The organism is Pseudomonas sp. B15(2017), assembly GCF_002113215.1.
GTDB lineage: Bacteria > Pseudomonadota > Gammaproteobacteria > Pseudomonadales > Pseudomonadaceae > Aquipseudomonas.
In genome coordinates this window covers 1-15,214 of record NZ_NEJZ01000018.1, presented here as the reverse complement: position 1 = coordinate 15,214, position 15,214 = coordinate 1, and the positions used below count along the sequence as shown (strand labels likewise).

13 protein-coding genes are annotated in these 15,214 nt (G+C 61.4%); 11 read left to right on the top strand and 2 right to left on the bottom strand.

Annotation, left to right across the window (positions count from 1 at the left end; all coding sequences use genetic code 11):
- Positions 1-68 precede the first annotated feature (68 nt).
- From CAF73_RS23325 to CAF73_RS23290, 8 genes are all read left to right on the top strand, one after another.
- Positions 69-923 carry a MurR/RpiR family transcriptional regulator gene (locus tag CAF73_RS23325; protein WP_085698650.1) on the top strand — a complete coding sequence of 285 codons (855 nt, stop codon included), beginning with the start codon at positions 69-71 and terminating at the stop codon, positions 921-923.
- Positions 924-925: 2 nt separating this feature from the next.
- Positions 926-1,570, top strand: a complete 645-nt coding sequence (locus tag CAF73_RS23320) for an isochorismatase family cysteine hydrolase (protein ID WP_085704080.1) — start codon at positions 926-928, stop codon at positions 1,568-1,570.
- Positions 1,567-2,898, top strand: coding sequence for a glutamine synthetase (locus tag CAF73_RS23315; RefSeq protein ID WP_085704077.1), 1,332 nt, complete (start codon positions 1,567-1,569; stop codon positions 2,896-2,898). The genes CAF73_RS23320 and CAF73_RS23315 overlap by 4 nt, the downstream gene beginning before the upstream one ends.
- A complete protein-coding gene (locus CAF73_RS23310; protein ID WP_085698647.1) occupies positions 2,882-3,634 on the top strand; it encodes an N-formylglutamate amidohydrolase in 753 nt (250 codons plus the stop codon). Before CAF73_RS23315 ends, CAF73_RS23310 begins: the two co-directional genes overlap by 17 nt.
- Before the next feature lie 87 nt (positions 3,635-3,721).
- On the top strand, positions 3,722-5,071 hold the full coding sequence (locus CAF73_RS23305; protein WP_085704073.1) for an APC family permease: 1,350 nt from the start codon (positions 3,722-3,724) through the stop codon (positions 5,069-5,071).
- A 119-nt stretch (positions 5,072-5,190) separates the two neighbouring features.
- Positions 5,191-6,207 (top strand): arginine N-succinyltransferase, encoded by a 1,017-nt coding sequence (locus CAF73_RS23300; protein ID WP_085704069.1) that lies wholly within the window; start codon positions 5,191-5,193, stop codon positions 6,205-6,207.
- Positions 6,208-6,262: 55 nt separating this feature from the next.
- The gene (gene astA / locus CAF73_RS23295; protein WP_085704066.1) at positions 6,263-7,297 is read left to right on the top strand and encodes an arginine N-succinyltransferase; all 1,035 of its coding nucleotides are present in this window, start codon (positions 6,263-6,265) and stop codon (positions 7,295-7,297) included.
- 160 nt (positions 7,298-7,457) lie between these two features.
- Complete coding sequence (locus CAF73_RS23290) at positions 7,458-8,327, top strand: oxaloacetate decarboxylase (RefSeq protein ID WP_007956238.1); 870 nt, start codon at positions 7,458-7,460, stop codon at positions 8,325-8,327.
- Between the two features lie 89 nt (positions 8,328-8,416).
- Here CAF73_RS23290 and CAF73_RS23285 read toward each other — a convergent pair whose 3' ends face one another.
- On the bottom strand, positions 8,417-9,652 hold the full coding sequence (locus tag CAF73_RS23285) for a M20/M25/M40 family metallo-hydrolase (RefSeq protein ID WP_085698643.1): 1,236 nt from the start codon (positions 9,650-9,652) through the stop codon (positions 8,417-8,419).
- Positions 9,653-9,736: 84 nt separating this feature from the next.
- Positions 9,737-10,810: a diguanylate cyclase gene (locus CAF73_RS23280; RefSeq protein ID WP_085704063.1), complete on the bottom strand. Its 1,074-nt coding sequence runs from the start codon at positions 10,808-10,810 to the stop codon at positions 9,737-9,739.
- A gap of 190 nt (positions 10,811-11,000) precedes the next feature.
- Here CAF73_RS23280 and CAF73_RS23275 point away from each other — a divergent pair, with 190 nt between their 5' ends.
- The 3 genes from CAF73_RS23275 to CAF73_RS23265 all read left to right on the top strand — a co-directional run bounded on the left by CAF73_RS23275 (position 11,001) and on the right by CAF73_RS23265 (position 14,892).
- Positions 11,001-12,455, top strand: a complete 1,455-nt coding sequence (locus CAF73_RS23275) for an NAD(P)/FAD-dependent oxidoreductase (RefSeq protein WP_085704060.1) — start codon at positions 11,001-11,003, stop codon at positions 12,453-12,455.
- A 16-nt stretch (positions 12,456-12,471) separates the two neighbouring features.
- The gene (locus CAF73_RS23270; protein ID WP_085698640.1) at positions 12,472-13,410 is read left to right on the top strand and encodes an alpha/beta fold hydrolase; all 939 of its coding nucleotides are present in this window, start codon (positions 12,472-12,474) and stop codon (positions 13,408-13,410) included.
- A 111-nt stretch (positions 13,411-13,521) separates the two neighbouring features.
- Positions 13,522-14,892 (top strand): VOC family protein, encoded by a 1,371-nt coding sequence (locus tag CAF73_RS23265; protein WP_085704057.1) that lies wholly within the window; start codon positions 13,522-13,524, stop codon positions 14,890-14,892.
- Positions 14,893-15,214: the final 322 nt, after the last annotated feature.

Genomic DNA, 15,214 nt, shown 5'->3' with positions numbered 1-15,214 from the left:
AGTTACATAAATACTGTTTTAAAGGATTATGAAGCGAATTCAACACCTCCCATCCAGCAGGAGCCCGGATGCCCCCTCTAAGAGACCTGATCACCGACCCCGGCCTTGATCTGACGCCGTCGGAGCGCAAAGTCGTTCGCGCCTTGCTCGATCAGTATCCACGCAACGGGCTTGGCCCGATGGCGCGCCTGGCCGAACATGCCGGCGTCAGCGATCCGACCATCGTGCGGCTGGTTAAAAAGCTCGGCTTCGGCGGATACGCCGAATTCCAGGACGCCCTGCTCAGCGATATGGACCATCGACTGCGCTCACCGCGCACGCTGTTGCAGCCGCGTTCGCATCAGAACAAGGACGATGCCTGGAGCCATTATCTGGCTCACAGCCATAACCTGCTGGCTGAAACCCAGGCCCTGACCCAACCGGAAGACGTGCGGATCCTCGCCGACTGGCTGCTCGACACCCGCCATCAGGTCTACTGCTTCGGCGGGCGCTTCAGCAGTCTGATGGCGACCTACCTGCTCAACCATTTGCGACTGCTGCGCCCCGGCTGTTTTGCGCTGGAGGACAACGCGCAGCTGCCGGATCGCCTGTTCGACCTGCAACGCCAGGACGTGGTGCTGGTGTTCGACTATCGCCGCTACCAGACCCAGGCCTTGCGCGTGGCCAGCGCCGCGAAAAACGGCAACGCCCGCGTCGTGCTGTTCACCGACATCTATGCCTCGCCGCTGCGCGAACTGGCCGACATGATCATCAGCGCTCCGGTGGAGTCGGCTTCGCCGTTCGACACCATGGTTCCGGCGCTCGCTCAGGTTGAAGCGCTGATCGCTTGCCTGACCCTGCGCTGCCCGGACCTGGCTGATCGCCTGGAAGGTATCGATGCCCTGCGCAACGACTTCGACACCCACTTGCTGGAGGATAAATAAGGATGTTCAGTCTTCCCCATCGCTCGCCACGGGACCTGCCGTTTGTCACCGATCACACCGCGCTGTTGCTGGTGGACATGCAGCGAGCCTGGCTTGAGCCCCAGTTCGACCCGCACCTCGAAGGCCCGGACGCCGCGTACTTCCTCAACCGCACGCGCTCGCAAGTGGTGCCCAATCAGGTTCGGCTGCTCAACGCATTCCGCGACACCCGGCAGAACGTACTGCATACCCTGATCGAAAGCCTGACCGCCGATGGCCGCGACCGCTCGCTGGATCACAAACTGTCGGACATGCATCTGCCCAAGGGCAGCCCGCAGGCACAGGTCATCGCTGAACTGACCCCGACGGAAAACGAAATCGTGCTGCCGAAAACCTCGTCCGGGGTCTTCAACTCGACCAACATCGACTACGTGCTGCGCAACCTCGAAACCCGCCACTTGATCATCGCCGGCATCGTCACCGACCAGTGCGTGGACATGGCCGTGCGCGACGCCGCCGACCGTGGCTACCTCGTCACCCTGGTGGCCGACGCCTGCGCGACCTACACCGAAGCGCGCCACGACGCTTGCCTGAATGCGATCAAGGGCTACTGCTGGATCACCGACACCGACACCGTGCTTGGCCGGTTGCAGGAGATGCAGCCATGAGCGAACGCCTGTCGCCGTTGCCGATGACCACCATCGTCACCACCGATCTGATCGGCGTCACTCGAGGCCGTTCGTTTCCCACCGATGAGCTGGAGCACTATCAGGCGGCCGGTTGTGGCTGGGTGCCTGCCAACAGCGCGCTGACGCCGCAGGACATCATCGCTTCGACCAGTCCGTGGGGCGCTTATGGCGATTTGCGGCTGATTCCCGATCTGGCCAGCCGCGTCACCGTCGGCAACGGCCCGGACGCCGCCGCCCCGGCGCTGGACTTCATTCACGGTGACATCCGCGAGACCGACGGCCGACCATGGGCAGCCTGCCCGCGCACTCTGTTGCGCAACGAGGTCGAGCGCTATCGCGATGAACTCGGCTTGCAGGTCAACGCCGCGTTCGAACACGAATTCAATCTGCACGCCGGGTTTGCCGAACATCTGGCGTTCTCGCTCGAAGCCCAGCGCCAGGGCGCCGAATTCGGTGGATGGTTGCTCAGCGCGCTGCGCGCCGGAGGTGTCGAGCCGGAGATGTTCTTGCCCGAATACGGCAAGCACCAATACGAAATCACCTGCCGCCCGACCCTTGGTGTGGCGGCGGCGGATCGCGCGGTGAACGTGCGCGAGATCACCCGCGAAATTGCCCGGCAAATGGGCCTGGATCTGAGCTTTGCGCCGAAGACCGCCGCCGACGCGGTGTGCAACGGCGTTCACTTGCACGTCAGCCTGCTCGATCCGGCCGGTCAGCCGATGCTCTACGACGCCGGCACCAGCAATGGTCTGTCGACCCTCGGCCAGCACTGGGCGGCGGGCGTGCTGCATTATTTGCCGGCGCTGTGTGCGTTCACGGCACCGACGCCGGTGTCGTACGAGCGTTTGCAGCCGCACCACTGGAGCGCGTCGTACGCCTGCCTCGGCCAGCAAAATCGCGAAGCCGCGCTGCGTATTTGCCCGACCGTGAGCCTGGGCAACACACCCGTGGCAAAGCAATACAACCTGGAATTCCGCGCCATGGACGCCACCGCCTCGCCGCATCTGGCAATGGCCGCGCTGCTGATCGCCGGACGCCTGGGCATCGAACAGCGTCTGGCACTGAACGCGATCACCGATGAAATCCCCGATTCACTCAACCATGAACAACGCAAGGCCCGGGGCATCGTTGCCCTGCCCGCCTCCCTGGCCCAGGCACTGGATTGCCTGCGTCGCAGTGAAGCGCTGGTCGAAGCGCTGCCAAGCGCGTTGCTCGAGACTTTTTTCGCCCTTAAAACCGAGGAACTGGCGCTGACGGAACAGCTCTCGCCCGCTGACCTGTGTGAGCACTATGCACGCCTGTACTGAATCCGCCGAGCTGGGGTTGTACACCCGACCGGTCTACAACCTGAGCCGTGAAGATTCGACGCACCCGCTGATTCTGGTGTGCGAACACGCCAGCCGCTACATCCCGGAGGCCCTGAACAATCTGGGCCTGGATGACACCGCGGCGCGCGAACACATTGCCTGGGACATCGGTGCGCTGGAACTGGCCGAGCAACTGTCGGAAAAAATTGGCGCCACACTGCTGAGCGCCAACTATTCGCGTCTGCTGATCGACCTCAACCGCCCCCGGCATGCACCCGACAGCATCCCGGCGCAGAGCGAGATCTATCAGGTGCCGGGTAACCGCGAGCTTGACGAGGCCACCCGCGAATACCGTCGCCAGTGCCTGTTCAAGCCGTTTCACACGCGGCTGCAGCAACTGATCGATGCACGTCTGGCCGAAGGTCGGCCGGTACGCGTGGTAGGCATTCACAGTTTCACCCCGGTGTACTACGGCCAGCCGCGCGAGCTGGAAGTCGGCGTGCTGTTCGGCCAGGCCAAGGCCTATGCCCGACAGATGCTCGACGGTCTCGGCAAGCACCCGCTGAAAGTCGCCGGTAACCAGCCGTACAAGATCGACCCGCTGGGCGACATGACCGTGCCGGTGCACGGCGATGCGCGGGGCCTGGAATCGGTGTTGATCGAAGTGCGCAACGACCTGCTGCGCAGCCCGGAAGCGGTGACCCGCTGGGCGAATTATCTGGCGCCATTGCTGTAAGAATTGTTGTAACCACTGCTGACGCTGTAAACGACGGACCGACATAACAACTAAAACGAACGATTGGCTGACAAGGAGTTGCGCTTCATGGAAATAGAAGAGTTTGGCTACAAACAGGAGTTGAAACGTAGCCTGACACTCACCGACCTGGTGGTGTACGGGATGATCTTCATGATCCCCATTGCCCCGTTCGGGGTGTATGGCTACGTCAACGCCGAGGCACCGGGGATGGTGCCCCTGGCGTACATCATCGGCATGGTGGCAATGGTTTTCACCGCGCTGAGCTACGGCAGCATGGCGCGGGCCTTTCCGGTTGCCGGATCGGTGTACTCCTACGCGCAACGGGGCCTGAATCAACACGTCGGCTTCATCGCCGGCTGGCTGATGCTGCTCGATTACCTGCTGATTCCGCCGCTGCTTTACGTCTACGCGGCAATGGCGCTCAACCACCTGTACCCGGACATCCCTAAAGTCGGTTTCATTCTGGCGTTCCTGGTCAGCGCAACCTTCGTCAACCTGCGCGGCATTACCTTCACCGCCCGCATGAACATTCTGTTCCTGCTGGCGCAGCTCGTGGTGCTGGGGATTTTCCTGTTCTACGCCTGGAACGCCCTGCACAACGGTGGCGGCAACGGTCAGTTGACCCTCGCGCCGCTGTATCACCCGGAAACCTTCAACTTCGCCTTGCTGATGCAAGCGGTGTCGATTGCGGTGCTGTCGTTCCTCGGCTTCGATGCAATCTCCACCCTCGCCGAAGAGATCAAGGGCGATCCGGGCCGCAGCGTCGGCAAAGCAGCGTTGATCACTCTGGTAGTGATGGGCGCAATTTTCGTCGTACAGACCTGGATCGCCACCGATCTGGCCGCCGGCATGGGCTTCAAGTCCGCCGACACCGCGTTCTATGAAATCGCCGAAATCGCCGCCGGCAGCTGGCTGGCGACTTTGACCGGCGTGGCCACGGCCCTGGCCTGGGGCGTGGCGGTAGCGATCACTTCGCAAGCGGCGGTCTCGCGCCTGCTGTTCGGCATGGCCCGCGACGGCAAGTTGCCGAAGGTGCTGGCCAAGGTCCATCCGAAACACAACACGCCTTACCTGAGCATTTATCTGGTGGCGGTACTGTCGCTGGTGATCTGCTACCTGTTCATCAATTCGGTGGACACCCTGACTTCGCTGGTCAACTTCGGCGCCCTGAGCGGCTTCATGCTGCTGCACCTGACCGTGATCAATTACTACTGGCGCCGGCAGAAGTCCGGCCAGGTGATTCGTCACCTGATCTGCCCGGTGATCGGCTTCATCATCGTCGCGGCCATCATGTACAACATGGGCGTCGATGCACAAAAACTCGGCCTGATCTGGATCGCCCTGGGTCTGGTGTACCTGTTCTTCCTGAACAAACTCGGCGCCAGTACCGCGCTGCCCGACCCGAGCAATGGCTGACAAGAAAAAGGGCGGCGTCTGACAACAAATCAGGCGACCGCCGCTTTAACGCGTGGAAACCGACAGTGATAGTCAGGTTCGGCGAATGGGCCGAACCTTTTTGATACAGGAGTGCATCCATGCTGGTCTTACGTCCAGTCGAGCCAAACGACCTGCCTCAATTGCAACAATTGGCGCGCGACAGCCTGGTGGGCGTCACCTCCCTGCCGGACGACAGCGAGCGTCTGGGCGAAAAAATCGCAGCGTCCTGCGCCTCGTTTGACAGCGATGCGGCGGTCCAGGGCCCGGAGAATTACTTCTTCGTGCTGGAAGACCTGGACAGCCGCCACCTGGTCGGCTGCTCCGAAATTCTCGCCACCGCCGGCCACGACGAACCGTTCTACAGCCTGCGCAACCGCCACTTCACCAGTGCTTCGCGAGAGCTGAACATCGAACACGGCGTGCCGGCACTGTCGCTGTGCCACGACCTGAGCGGACATACGCTGCTGCGCGGTTTTCACATCGATGAAGCGCTGGTCCGCACGCCGTTTTCCGAATTGCTGTCGCGGGCACGCCTGCTGTTCATCGCCGCCCACGCGCCGCGATTTGCCGAAGCGGTGATTACCGAAATCGTCGGCTACAGCGACGAGCAAGGGCATTCACCGTTCTGGGATGCGCTGGGCAAACATTTCTTCGACCTGCCCTACGTCGAGGCCGAACGCCTGTGCGGCTTGCAGAGCCGTACGTTTCTCGCCGAACTGATGCCGCAATACCCGATCTACGTGCCGATGCTGCCGCAGGCGGCGCAGGACTGCATCGGCCGCGTCCACCCGGACGGCCAGGAAGCCTTCGACATTCTTGAGCGCGAGGGTTTTGAAACCAACAGCTACATCGATCTGTTCGATGCGGGCCCGACCTTGTATGCACGCACCGCCAACATCCGTTCGATCGCGCAAAGCCAGACCGCTACGGTTCAGGAAGCTCCCCTGATCGATGCACGCGGCCACTATCTGGTGAGCAACGATGCTCTGCATGGCTTTCGGGCGGTGGTCGCCGAGCTGGATTACCAGCCCGATCAGCCCCTGGCACTGGACCCAGCCCTGTGCGCGGCACTCAACGTCCGCGCTGGCGGCACGATCCGGGTGATCGCCCTGTGAACCGCGCCTCTACCCAACGACAGTGCCCGAGCAGGCGCGCAAAAGGAGTTGCAGCATGATTGTCCGTCCGGTTCAAGTCAGCGACCTGCCTGCATTGATGACACTGGTGCTACAGGCCGGGCCGGGGTTCACCACCCTGCCCGCCAATGAAGATCGCCTGGCCCACCGGGTACGCTGGGCACAGCGCACCTTCGCCGAGCAGGTCGAGCGGGCCGATGCCGATTACCTGTTCGTGCTTGAAGACGACGAACAGCGAGTGGTCGGCGTCAGTGCCCTGGCCGGGGCTGTCGGCCTGCGCGAGCCCTGGTACAACTATCGGGTCGGGCTGACGGTCAGCTCGGCGCCGGACCTGGGCATTCAGCGGCAGATCCCGACGCTGTTCCTCAACAATGAACTGACCGGCCAATCGGAGCTGTGCTCGCTGTTCCTGCGCCACGACCAGCGCCACGGCAGCAATGGACGTCTGCTGTCGCTGGGGCGCTTGCTGTTTGTCGCCGAATTCCCGCACCTGTTCGGCGAGAAAATGATCGCCGAACTGCGCGGCACTGCCGACGAACGAGGCTGTTCGCCGTTCTGGGACAGCCTTGGGCGGCACTTCTTCCAGATGGACTTCAGCCATGCCGACCACCTGTCCGGGCTGGGCAACAAGGCCTTCATCGCCGAACTGATGCCGCGTCAGCCGCTGTACACCTGCCTGCTCACCGAACAGGCCCAGGCCGTGATCGGACAGGCCCACCCCAACACCGAACCGGCACTGAAAATCCTCCAGTCCGAGGGCTTCGCCCACAAAGGCTACATCGACATCTTCGACGGCGGCCCGGTGATCGAAGCACCGATCGGCAGCATCCGCACCGTGCGTGACAGCCTGGAACTGACCCTGAGCATCGGCACGCCGGACGAACAGGCACCGCTGTGGCTGATCCACAACCGGCGTCTGGAAAACTGCCGCATTACCGTCGCTCCGGGACGCCGGGTCGGCAGCAATCTGGTGGTTGACCGCCTCACCGCCAAACGCCTGCAATTGCAGCCGGGCAACTCCGTACGGGCGGTGCCGCTGCCCAATCAACAGCAGCAGGCAGTGGCGGCCTGAGCGCCTCTGCCTGCAGCAAGAAAGCCTGAACAGGTTTTTCCTGGTTAACTTCCTCGTTAATTCGTCATGATCCTTGACCCATTGGCGTGATAGCCTTTTCACCTTCGGCGTTGACACCTTTGCTCAAGCCTTTCCATTCCTTTGTATTGGTGGAACTCGTATGACCAGGCTTTCTCATCAAGATTTGCGCCGTAACTTCCGTCAGTTGCTGGCTTCCGACACCTGCTATCACACCGCCTCGGTGTTCGATCCGATGTCCGCCCGCATCGCCGCTGACCTGGGTTTTGAAGTAGGGATTCTCGGCGGCTCGGTCGCCTCGTTGCAGGTTCTGGGCGCTCCGGACTTTGCCCTGATCACCCTCAGCGAATTCGCTGAACAGGCCACCCGCATCGGCCGCGTCGCCCAATTGCCGGTGATCGCCGACGCCGACCACGGTTACGGCAACGCGCTGAACGTGATGCGCACCATCGTCGAACTGGAACGCGCCGGCGTCGCTGCGCTGACCATTGAAGACACCCTGCTGCCAGCACAATTTGGCCGTAAATCCACCGACCTGATCACCGTCGCCGAAGGCGTCGGCAAGATCCGTGCGGCACTGGAAGCCCGGGTCGATTCGGAAATGGCGATCATCGCCCGAACCAACGCCGGCATCCTGCCGAATCAGGAAATCATCAGCCGCACCAAGCAGTACCAGGCCGCTGGCGCTGATGGTATCTGCATGGTCGGGATTCAGGACTTCGATCAGCTCGAGCAGATCGCCGAACACCTGACCGTGCCGCTGATGCTGGTGACCTACGGCAACCCGGCGCTGCGCGACGACAAACGCCTGGCCGAACTGGGTGTGCGAGTGACCATCGACGGCCACGGTGCCTACTTCGCGGCGATCAAGGCGACTTACGACAGCCTGCGCGAACAACGCCAGATCTTCACCCAGGCCTCGGACCTGAGCGCCACCGAGCTGACCCACACCTACACCCAGCCTGAGGAATACATCCTCTGGGCCAAGGAATACATGAGCGTCAAAGAGTAACCTCGCAACACGCGACAAAGAGGCAGAGCGGCCCGACGCCATTACGAGTCTCACTCGCATGGCGCCCGCCGCGAAACCGTTGGCTGCCGTTACTGTTTCGCCAACTCCATAATCATCCGCGACAACAGATAAATCCGCGGCGCAACGCTTTCCACCTCCGCATATTCCTCCGGCGTGTGAATGTTGCCGCCAACAATCCCGAACCCATCCAGCGTCGGCGTACCCACCCCGGCCGACAGGCTCGCATCCGCCGCCCCGCCGCTGCCTTCTTCAGTCAACTTGCGGCCGATCTCGCCGTAGATCCCTTGAGCCATCGCCATCAAACGATCCGACTCCGCCGTCTGCGGCATCGGTGGCAGGCCGCGTTGCAATGAAGTCTTCACTTCGGTGTCAGGAATCAGCTTGTCCTGAGACACCCGCGCCAGATCCTTCTCGATCCGGTCGAACTCTTCCGGCACTGCCGCCCGCACGTCAGCCTTGGCCGTGGCCTGATCCGGGATCACGTTGGTGCGATCACCCGCCTTGAGCACGGTGAAGTTGATGGTGGTTTTCCTGGCTTCATCGCCGAGCTTGCCCAGTTGCAGGATCTGATGCGCCGCTTCCATCGCCGCATTGCGTCCCAGTTCCGGCGCCACACCGGCGTGGGCAGCCTTGCCCTTGACCTCGACCAGTGCGGTGGCGCTGCCCTTGCGCCACACCACCAGCCCATCTGCCGGACGGCCCGGCTCGAGATTGAGCGTCACGTCGTGCAGCCTGGCGGTTTTCTTGATCAGGTCAGTGGCGACGTCCGAGCCGGTTTCTTCGCTGGCATCGAGCAGAAAAGTGATTTGCGCGTAATCCTTGAAGTCGAGGTTCTTGAGGATTTTCAGCGCGTAGATGCCGGCGACGATCCCGCCCTTGTCGTCCATCACCCCCGGCCCGTAAGCGCGACCGTCCTTGATGTGGAACGGTCGCTCGGCAGCGGAGCCCTCCTTGAACACCGTGTCCATATGCGCCATCAGCAGGATCTTCGCCTTGCCGGTGCCTTTGAGCGAGGCGAGTACATGGTTGGTCTTTTCCGGGGAGTTGGGCACCAGTTCGATGGTGGCGCCGAGCTTTTTCAGCTCATCGATGGCGATTTCGCTGACTTGTCTGAGGCCTTTTTCATCGCCGGAACCGGAGTCGATATTGACCAGGCGTTCCAGCAGTTTCAGGGCTTCGGATTTGTATTGCTCGGCGTCGGCCAGTACTTGTTTGTGCGGTTCGGCGAAGGCGCCTGCGGTGGTGAAAGAGAGGGTCAGACCGAGACCGGCGGCCAGCAGGGAACGGGGGAATTTGAACGTCATGAATCAATCCTTGTTTCGTGTCGGGTACTGAACCGTACCTCACATCCCCCCAAGGCTCTATCCCGGATGCGACACCCGATCCGTTCAGACCGAATCGAATACCTCGCGCCGTGGCTTGTCGTCGCTGCAGCAAATCACCCGGTTACGCCCGCCGGCCTTGGCCTCGTACAGCGCCTGATCGGCGTCATCCAGCCATCGTGTCGCATCACCGTGGGCGGGATCGAGCGCCGCCAGACCGATGCTCAGGCTGACTTTCAGCGCCGGGTTCTGTTCGTACACCAGAAAGGAAAAACGCTCACGCAACGCTTCCATCGCCTGCGCCGCGTTAAACAGCGGCAAGTCCGGCAACATCACGCAAAACTCATCGCCGCCGTAGCGCCCCGCCACATCGGCCATGCGCAGGTTCTGCTTGAGCATCTTGCTCAACTGACGCAGGACGAGATCGCCGGCCACGTGGCCGTAGGTGTCATTGATCGCCTTGAAGTGATCGATGTCGATCAGCGCAATCGTCGCGCCGGTCTGCTGACGTTTGCAGCGTTCAAACTGGATTTCCAGTTGATCCTTCCAGGCGCCGTGATTGAGCAGACCGGTGAGGCTGTCGGTGCGGCTCAGGGTCAGCAGTTCACGTTTATGCAGGCCGAGGGTGTAGGCCTGGCGAAAGCAGATCCAGCCCAGCGCCAGCGGATACAGCATCAGCAGCGGCAGACAGGCATAGAGTTGCGCCGGTGTGGTCATCGGGACGAACGCGGGCGCAAATACCACCAGCCCGACACCGACGCCAAGCAACTGTGCCGCCGCCCCTGCCACCAGAAAACGCAGGCCGCCGATGGCGACGTTGTTCATCGCCATCATCGAAATGGTCATGGCACTGGGCAAGGGATTGAAGTGCATGGCGGCGACCCAGAAGCCACCGAGGAAAGCGTCGATCAACAGGTTACGGTGTTCGGCGTGATAGGGAACCTTGGCCCGGCGGGCCCATTGATACGCGAGGTGCGGCCAGACCAGGCCGTTGAACAGCATCAGCGCCCAGACCCAGGTCGGCGGGACGAGTGGGTACATCGCGACGCTCACGCACAATAGCCCCAGGACCAGCCCGAGGGTTCGCGATGTATAGAGCCTCCTGGCCAGTGAAAGTCCTTTTCCTCCCGATCTTCCCATAGGGGCCTCGACCACTCGACGGTACTGCGCAGACCGCAGACCGTATGTGCTGGGAGTCTAACAGGGCAACGTTAAATAGCCATCACCGGCCAGCGGGCCGAATGCCCCGTCATCGGCGACACACGGCGGGCAAATGATTGGCTATACATGAAAGGAAGAAAATGGAAAAAAGACTCTAAGAAGGAGGCGCATGCAAACCTACCAAGTGCTGATCATCGGCAGCGGTTTTGGCGGCCAGTGCGCGGCGGTCAATCTGCTCAAGGCCGGTATCGACGACTTTCGCTTGCTGGAACGCCGGGACTTCTTCGGCGGCACCTGGTGCCAGAACACTTACCCCGGTGCAGCGGTGGATGTGCCGTCGCCGCTGTATTCCCTGTCGTTTGCACCTTACCGCTGGACCCGGATGTTCGCTGAACAAGCCGAACTGCACCGCTACACCGATCATGTGGTCGAACGCTTCGGCCTGCGCGACCGGGTGGAGTTGCAGGCCAACGTCGAGCGCGTCGAATGGGATGACGCCGAAAAACGCTGGGCCGTCCATACCGGCACGAAAGGCACTTTTTATGCGCAGTTCCTGATCAATGCCACCGGGCCGTTGAGCCAACCGGTCATTCCACACTTCCCCGGTCAGGATCGCTTTCAGGGCAGGACCTTTCATACAAACAATTGGGATCACAGCTACGACTATCACGGTAAACGGGTAGCGATTGTCGGCAGCGGTGCCAGTGCGGCCCAAGTGATTCCGGCAATTGCACCGAAGGTCGCCCGGATGCACGTGTTTCAGCGTACAGCGCACTGGGTGCTGCCCCGCGCCGACCGCACGTTCGGGCGATTCCAGCGTTGGCTGCTGGGTCTGAAACCCGCCTACAAACTGCTGCGCTGGATGATTTACTGGCAATTCGAAACCCGGGTCATCGCCTTCAAGTATTCGAAACCGGCGATTCACATGGTGCAACGCCAGGCCCTGATGTTTCTTGAACGCCAGGTGACTGACCCCCAGTTGCGGAAAAAACTGACACCGGACTTCACCATCGGCTGCAAACGGGTGTTGCTCTCCAGCACCTACTACCCGGCGCTGACCCGACCCAACGTCACGTTACACAGCCGCGAACAGGGTATCGCCAGCCTCGACGAAACCGGCATCGTCACCACGGACGGCCAGCACATCGACGTCGATCTGATTGTCTGGTCGACCGGTTACGACGCCACCGACGGCGTGATTTCCTATCCGGTCAGGGGAAAAAACGCCGTGCAACTGCGCGATGTCTGGGCGCAATACCCACGCGCCTACCTCGGCACCAGCCTGCCGGACTTTCCCAACCTGTTTATCGTCACCGGGCCGAACACCGGCATCGGGCATACGTCGGCGCTGTTCATCATCGAATCGCAGATGAACTACATCCTCGACTGCATCCGCACCTTGCAGGCCAAAGGTCTGCGCAGCATCGAAGTTCGCCCCGAAGCGGAACGTACCTACACTCAGATGATTCACCGGGAAATGGAGCGCACGGTCTGGAAAACCGGCGGCTGCCACAGTTGGTATCAAAGCAGGAGCGGTCATGTGATCGCGATGTTCCCCGGCTTCAGTTTCAGCTACCACCGATTGACCCGGGCGCTGAAACCGGCCGACCACATTCTGTCTTGAACAAGGAAGACCCACGATGCTTTTGCTGTTTGTCGCCCTAGCGGTTTTCGTGGCCTGGAGCTGGTTGAGTTACCCGGCGGTCGGCCACTGGCTCTACGATCTGAGTGCGGCCCTGGAGGCCAGGCTGTACCGGTTGCACAAGATTGAAGTGCCGATTACCGAAATGACTGTGTCGACCTGGCAAGGCGGGCCTTATGAAGCGTCGAGCAGCATTTTGATGCTGCACGGCTACAGCGCCGAAAAAAACCTGTGGCTGCGCTTCGCCCGGCATTTTGTCGGCCAGTACCGAGTGATCATCCCGGACCTGGCCGGCCACGGCGAAACCGGCTTCAAGGCCGGCGGTGGCTATGACATTCCGGTGCAAGCCAAGCGCATGATCCAGTTGCTCGACGTCTGCGGCGTCGAGAAGGTCCACGTGATCGGCAACTCGATGGGCGGCTACATCGCCGCGTGGCTGGCGGCGACCTACCCTGACCGCATCGCTTCGGTGGCGCTGATCGACCCGGCGGGCGTCACTGCGCCCGAGGCCAGCGACATGGAGCGTCACCTGGCTCGTGGGCACAATCCGTTCCTCATCAACTCCCGGGAAGAATTCCGACGTTTCTATGCCATGACCATGGCCTCGCCACCGTGGGTGCCGGGTCTGGTACTTGACGCCATAGCCCAGCGCTACGAGCAACAACGGGACGAACTGGAAGAGATCTTCCGCGATTTTCGCGCCAGCCCGCCGATGGAGCCGAAGTTGCCGGACATCAAATGCCCGGCGTTGCTGCTCTGGGGCCGCAAGGACCGGTTGATCGATGTCAGCAGTGTGCCGGTATGGAGCAAGGGCATCGCCAATCTGCGGGTAGATGTGTGGGATGGCGTCGGGCATATGCCGATGGTCGAGCAGCCCTCGAACACAGCGCGTCTGTACCAGGAGTTTCTGGGGGAGCATTCGCGTCAGGACAGGTAAACGGTCAGTCGTTGGCAGAATGAAGTCCGTAGGATTCTTCGTTTGCCCGCGTCGGCGAAGGCTGCGATCTTTTCCGACATCCTTTACGTGACCGTGCCAGGAATTTTTTTCATGACCGTGCAGCCTTTCGTCAGCCCCGACCTGATCCGCCAACGCTTCTCCAAAGCGATGTCCGACATGTACCGCGAAGAAGTGCCGCTGTACGGCGCGTTGATGGAATTGGTGGAACAGACCAATCGCGACGTGCTGGCGCGCGAGCCGCAAGTCGCCAATCAACTGCAAAGCACGGGCGAAATCGAACGGCTGGACATGGAACGCCACGGTGCGATCCGCGTCGGCACCGCTGCTGAACTGGCCACCCTCGCCCGCCTGTTTGCAGTGATGGGCATGCAGCCGGTGGGTTATTACGACCTGACGCCCGCCGGGGTGCCGGTGCATTCGACGGCATTCCGTGCGGTGCATGAAGAGGCGCTGCAGGTCAGCCCGTTCCGGGTGTTCACTTCGTTGCTGCGACTGGAATTGATTGAAGACCCCGAGTTGCGAGCCTTTGCTGCATCGGTGCTGGATAAGCGTTCGATCTTCACCTCGGCGGCGCTAAAGCTGATCGAACAGGCCGAGTCTGCTGGTGGCCTGAATGAAGCAGAGGCCGGGGAATTCGTCCTGCAAGCGCTGGAGACGTTTCGCTGGCACCACAGCGCTACCGTCACCGCCGCGCAGTACCAGACCCTCAGTGCCCAGCATCGTCTGATCGCCGATGTCGTTGCATTCAAGGGCCCGCACATCAACCACTTGACCCCGCGCACGCTGGACATCGACATTGTTCAGGCGCAGATGCCGCTGCAGGGCATTACGCCCAAAGCGGTGATCGAAGGCCCACCGCGCCGGCAACATCCGATTCTGTTGCGTCAGACCAGCTTCAAGGCGCTGGACGAGCCAATCGCCTTCATTGACCAGACGCAAACCCGCGGCAGTCACAGCGCCCGCTTCGGCGAAATCGAGCAACGCGGCGCAGCGCTGACTCCCAAAGGCCGGGCGCTGTACGACCGCCTGCTGAATGCGGCGCGCGATGAACTGGGTGATTTCCCCAACGAAGCCAACGCCTCACGCTACAACGCGCTGATGGCGCAGCATTTCAGCGAATTCCCTGACAGCCTTGAGGGCATGCGCGAGCAGGAATTGGCGTACTTCCGTTACTTCCCGACAGACAAAGTAGGTCGTCCCGCAGATGTAACGCTGCAAGGGTTATTACGCGACGGCTATGTGAAAGCCGAACCGCTGGTGTATGAAGATTTCCTGCCAGTCAGTGCGGCAGGGATTTTTCAGTCGAACCTGGGGGATGCGGCGCAGACGCACTATGGCGAGCATTCCAACCGACAGGCGTTCGAGCAGGCGCTGGGGCGTTCGACCATTGATGAATTGAGGTTGTATGCCGAGACGCAGCAACGCTCGATTGAGGACTGCCTCGCGATGTTGACTCGATAACGCGGCGATTAGCCATACTGCGCAAGAAGTTGCGCAGTTCTCCGTATTAAACTTCCTACAAAACCTCTGAAACCCTTGCGCTACGAGGCCTCCAGCCAAGTGCGCAAGAAGTTGCGCAGCACTGCGCAACTTCTTGCGCACTTTTTGCCTTAATCCCCGCCCGCTTTCGTTAAAACCGGCACCAATCAGCTCCAACCCGTTGATTTATAAGGCTTCTAAAAAACTGGCACGCTCCTTGATAACAGTCAGGCACCCACCGGGCGATTTCGCCTCCCGGGCACCCTAACTTTATCCGCAAGGAGCACCTCCCATGGCAACACCA

Bases quoted from the DNA above. Each gene is read 5' to 3' on its own strand.
- CAF73_RS23270 (WP_085698640.1), top strand. From the start codon at position 12,472: ATGCTTTTGCTGTTTGTCGCCCTAGCGGTTTTCGTGGCCTGGAGCTGG.
- CAF73_RS23275 (WP_085704060.1), top strand. From the start codon at position 11,001: ATGCAAACCTACCAAGTGCTGATCATCGGCAGCGGTTTTGGCGGCCAG.
- CAF73_RS23280 (WP_085704063.1), bottom strand. From the start codon at position 10,810: ATGGGAAGATCGGGAGGAAAAGGACTTTCACTGGCCAGGAGGCTCTAT.
- CAF73_RS23325 (WP_085698650.1), top strand. From the start codon at position 69: ATGCCCCCTCTAAGAGACCTGATCACCGACCCCGGCCTTGATCTGACG.
- CAF73_RS23315 (WP_085704077.1), top strand. From the start codon at position 1,567: ATGAGCGAACGCCTGTCGCCGTTGCCGATGACCACCATCGTCACCACC.
- CAF73_RS23310 (WP_085698647.1), top strand. From the start codon at position 2,882: ATGCACGCCTGTACTGAATCCGCCGAGCTGGGGTTGTACACCCGACCG.
- CAF73_RS23305 (WP_085704073.1), top strand. From the start codon at position 3,722: ATGGAAATAGAAGAGTTTGGCTACAAACAGGAGTTGAAACGTAGCCTG.
- CAF73_RS23265 (WP_085704057.1), top strand. From the start codon at position 13,522: ATGACCGTGCAGCCTTTCGTCAGCCCCGACCTGATCCGCCAACGCTTC.
- CAF73_RS23285 (WP_085698643.1), bottom strand. From the start codon at position 9,652: ATGACGTTCAAATTCCCCCGTTCCCTGCTGGCCGCCGGTCTCGGTCTG.
- CAF73_RS23320 (WP_085704080.1), top strand. From the start codon at position 926: ATGTTCAGTCTTCCCCATCGCTCGCCACGGGACCTGCCGTTTGTCACC.
- astA (WP_085704066.1), top strand. From the start codon at position 6,263: ATGATTGTCCGTCCGGTTCAAGTCAGCGACCTGCCTGCATTGATGACA.
- CAF73_RS23300 (WP_085704069.1), top strand. From the start codon at position 5,191: ATGCTGGTCTTACGTCCAGTCGAGCCAAACGACCTGCCTCAATTGCAA.
- CAF73_RS23290 (WP_007956238.1), top strand. From the start codon at position 7,458: ATGACCAGGCTTTCTCATCAAGATTTGCGCCGTAACTTCCGTCAGTTG.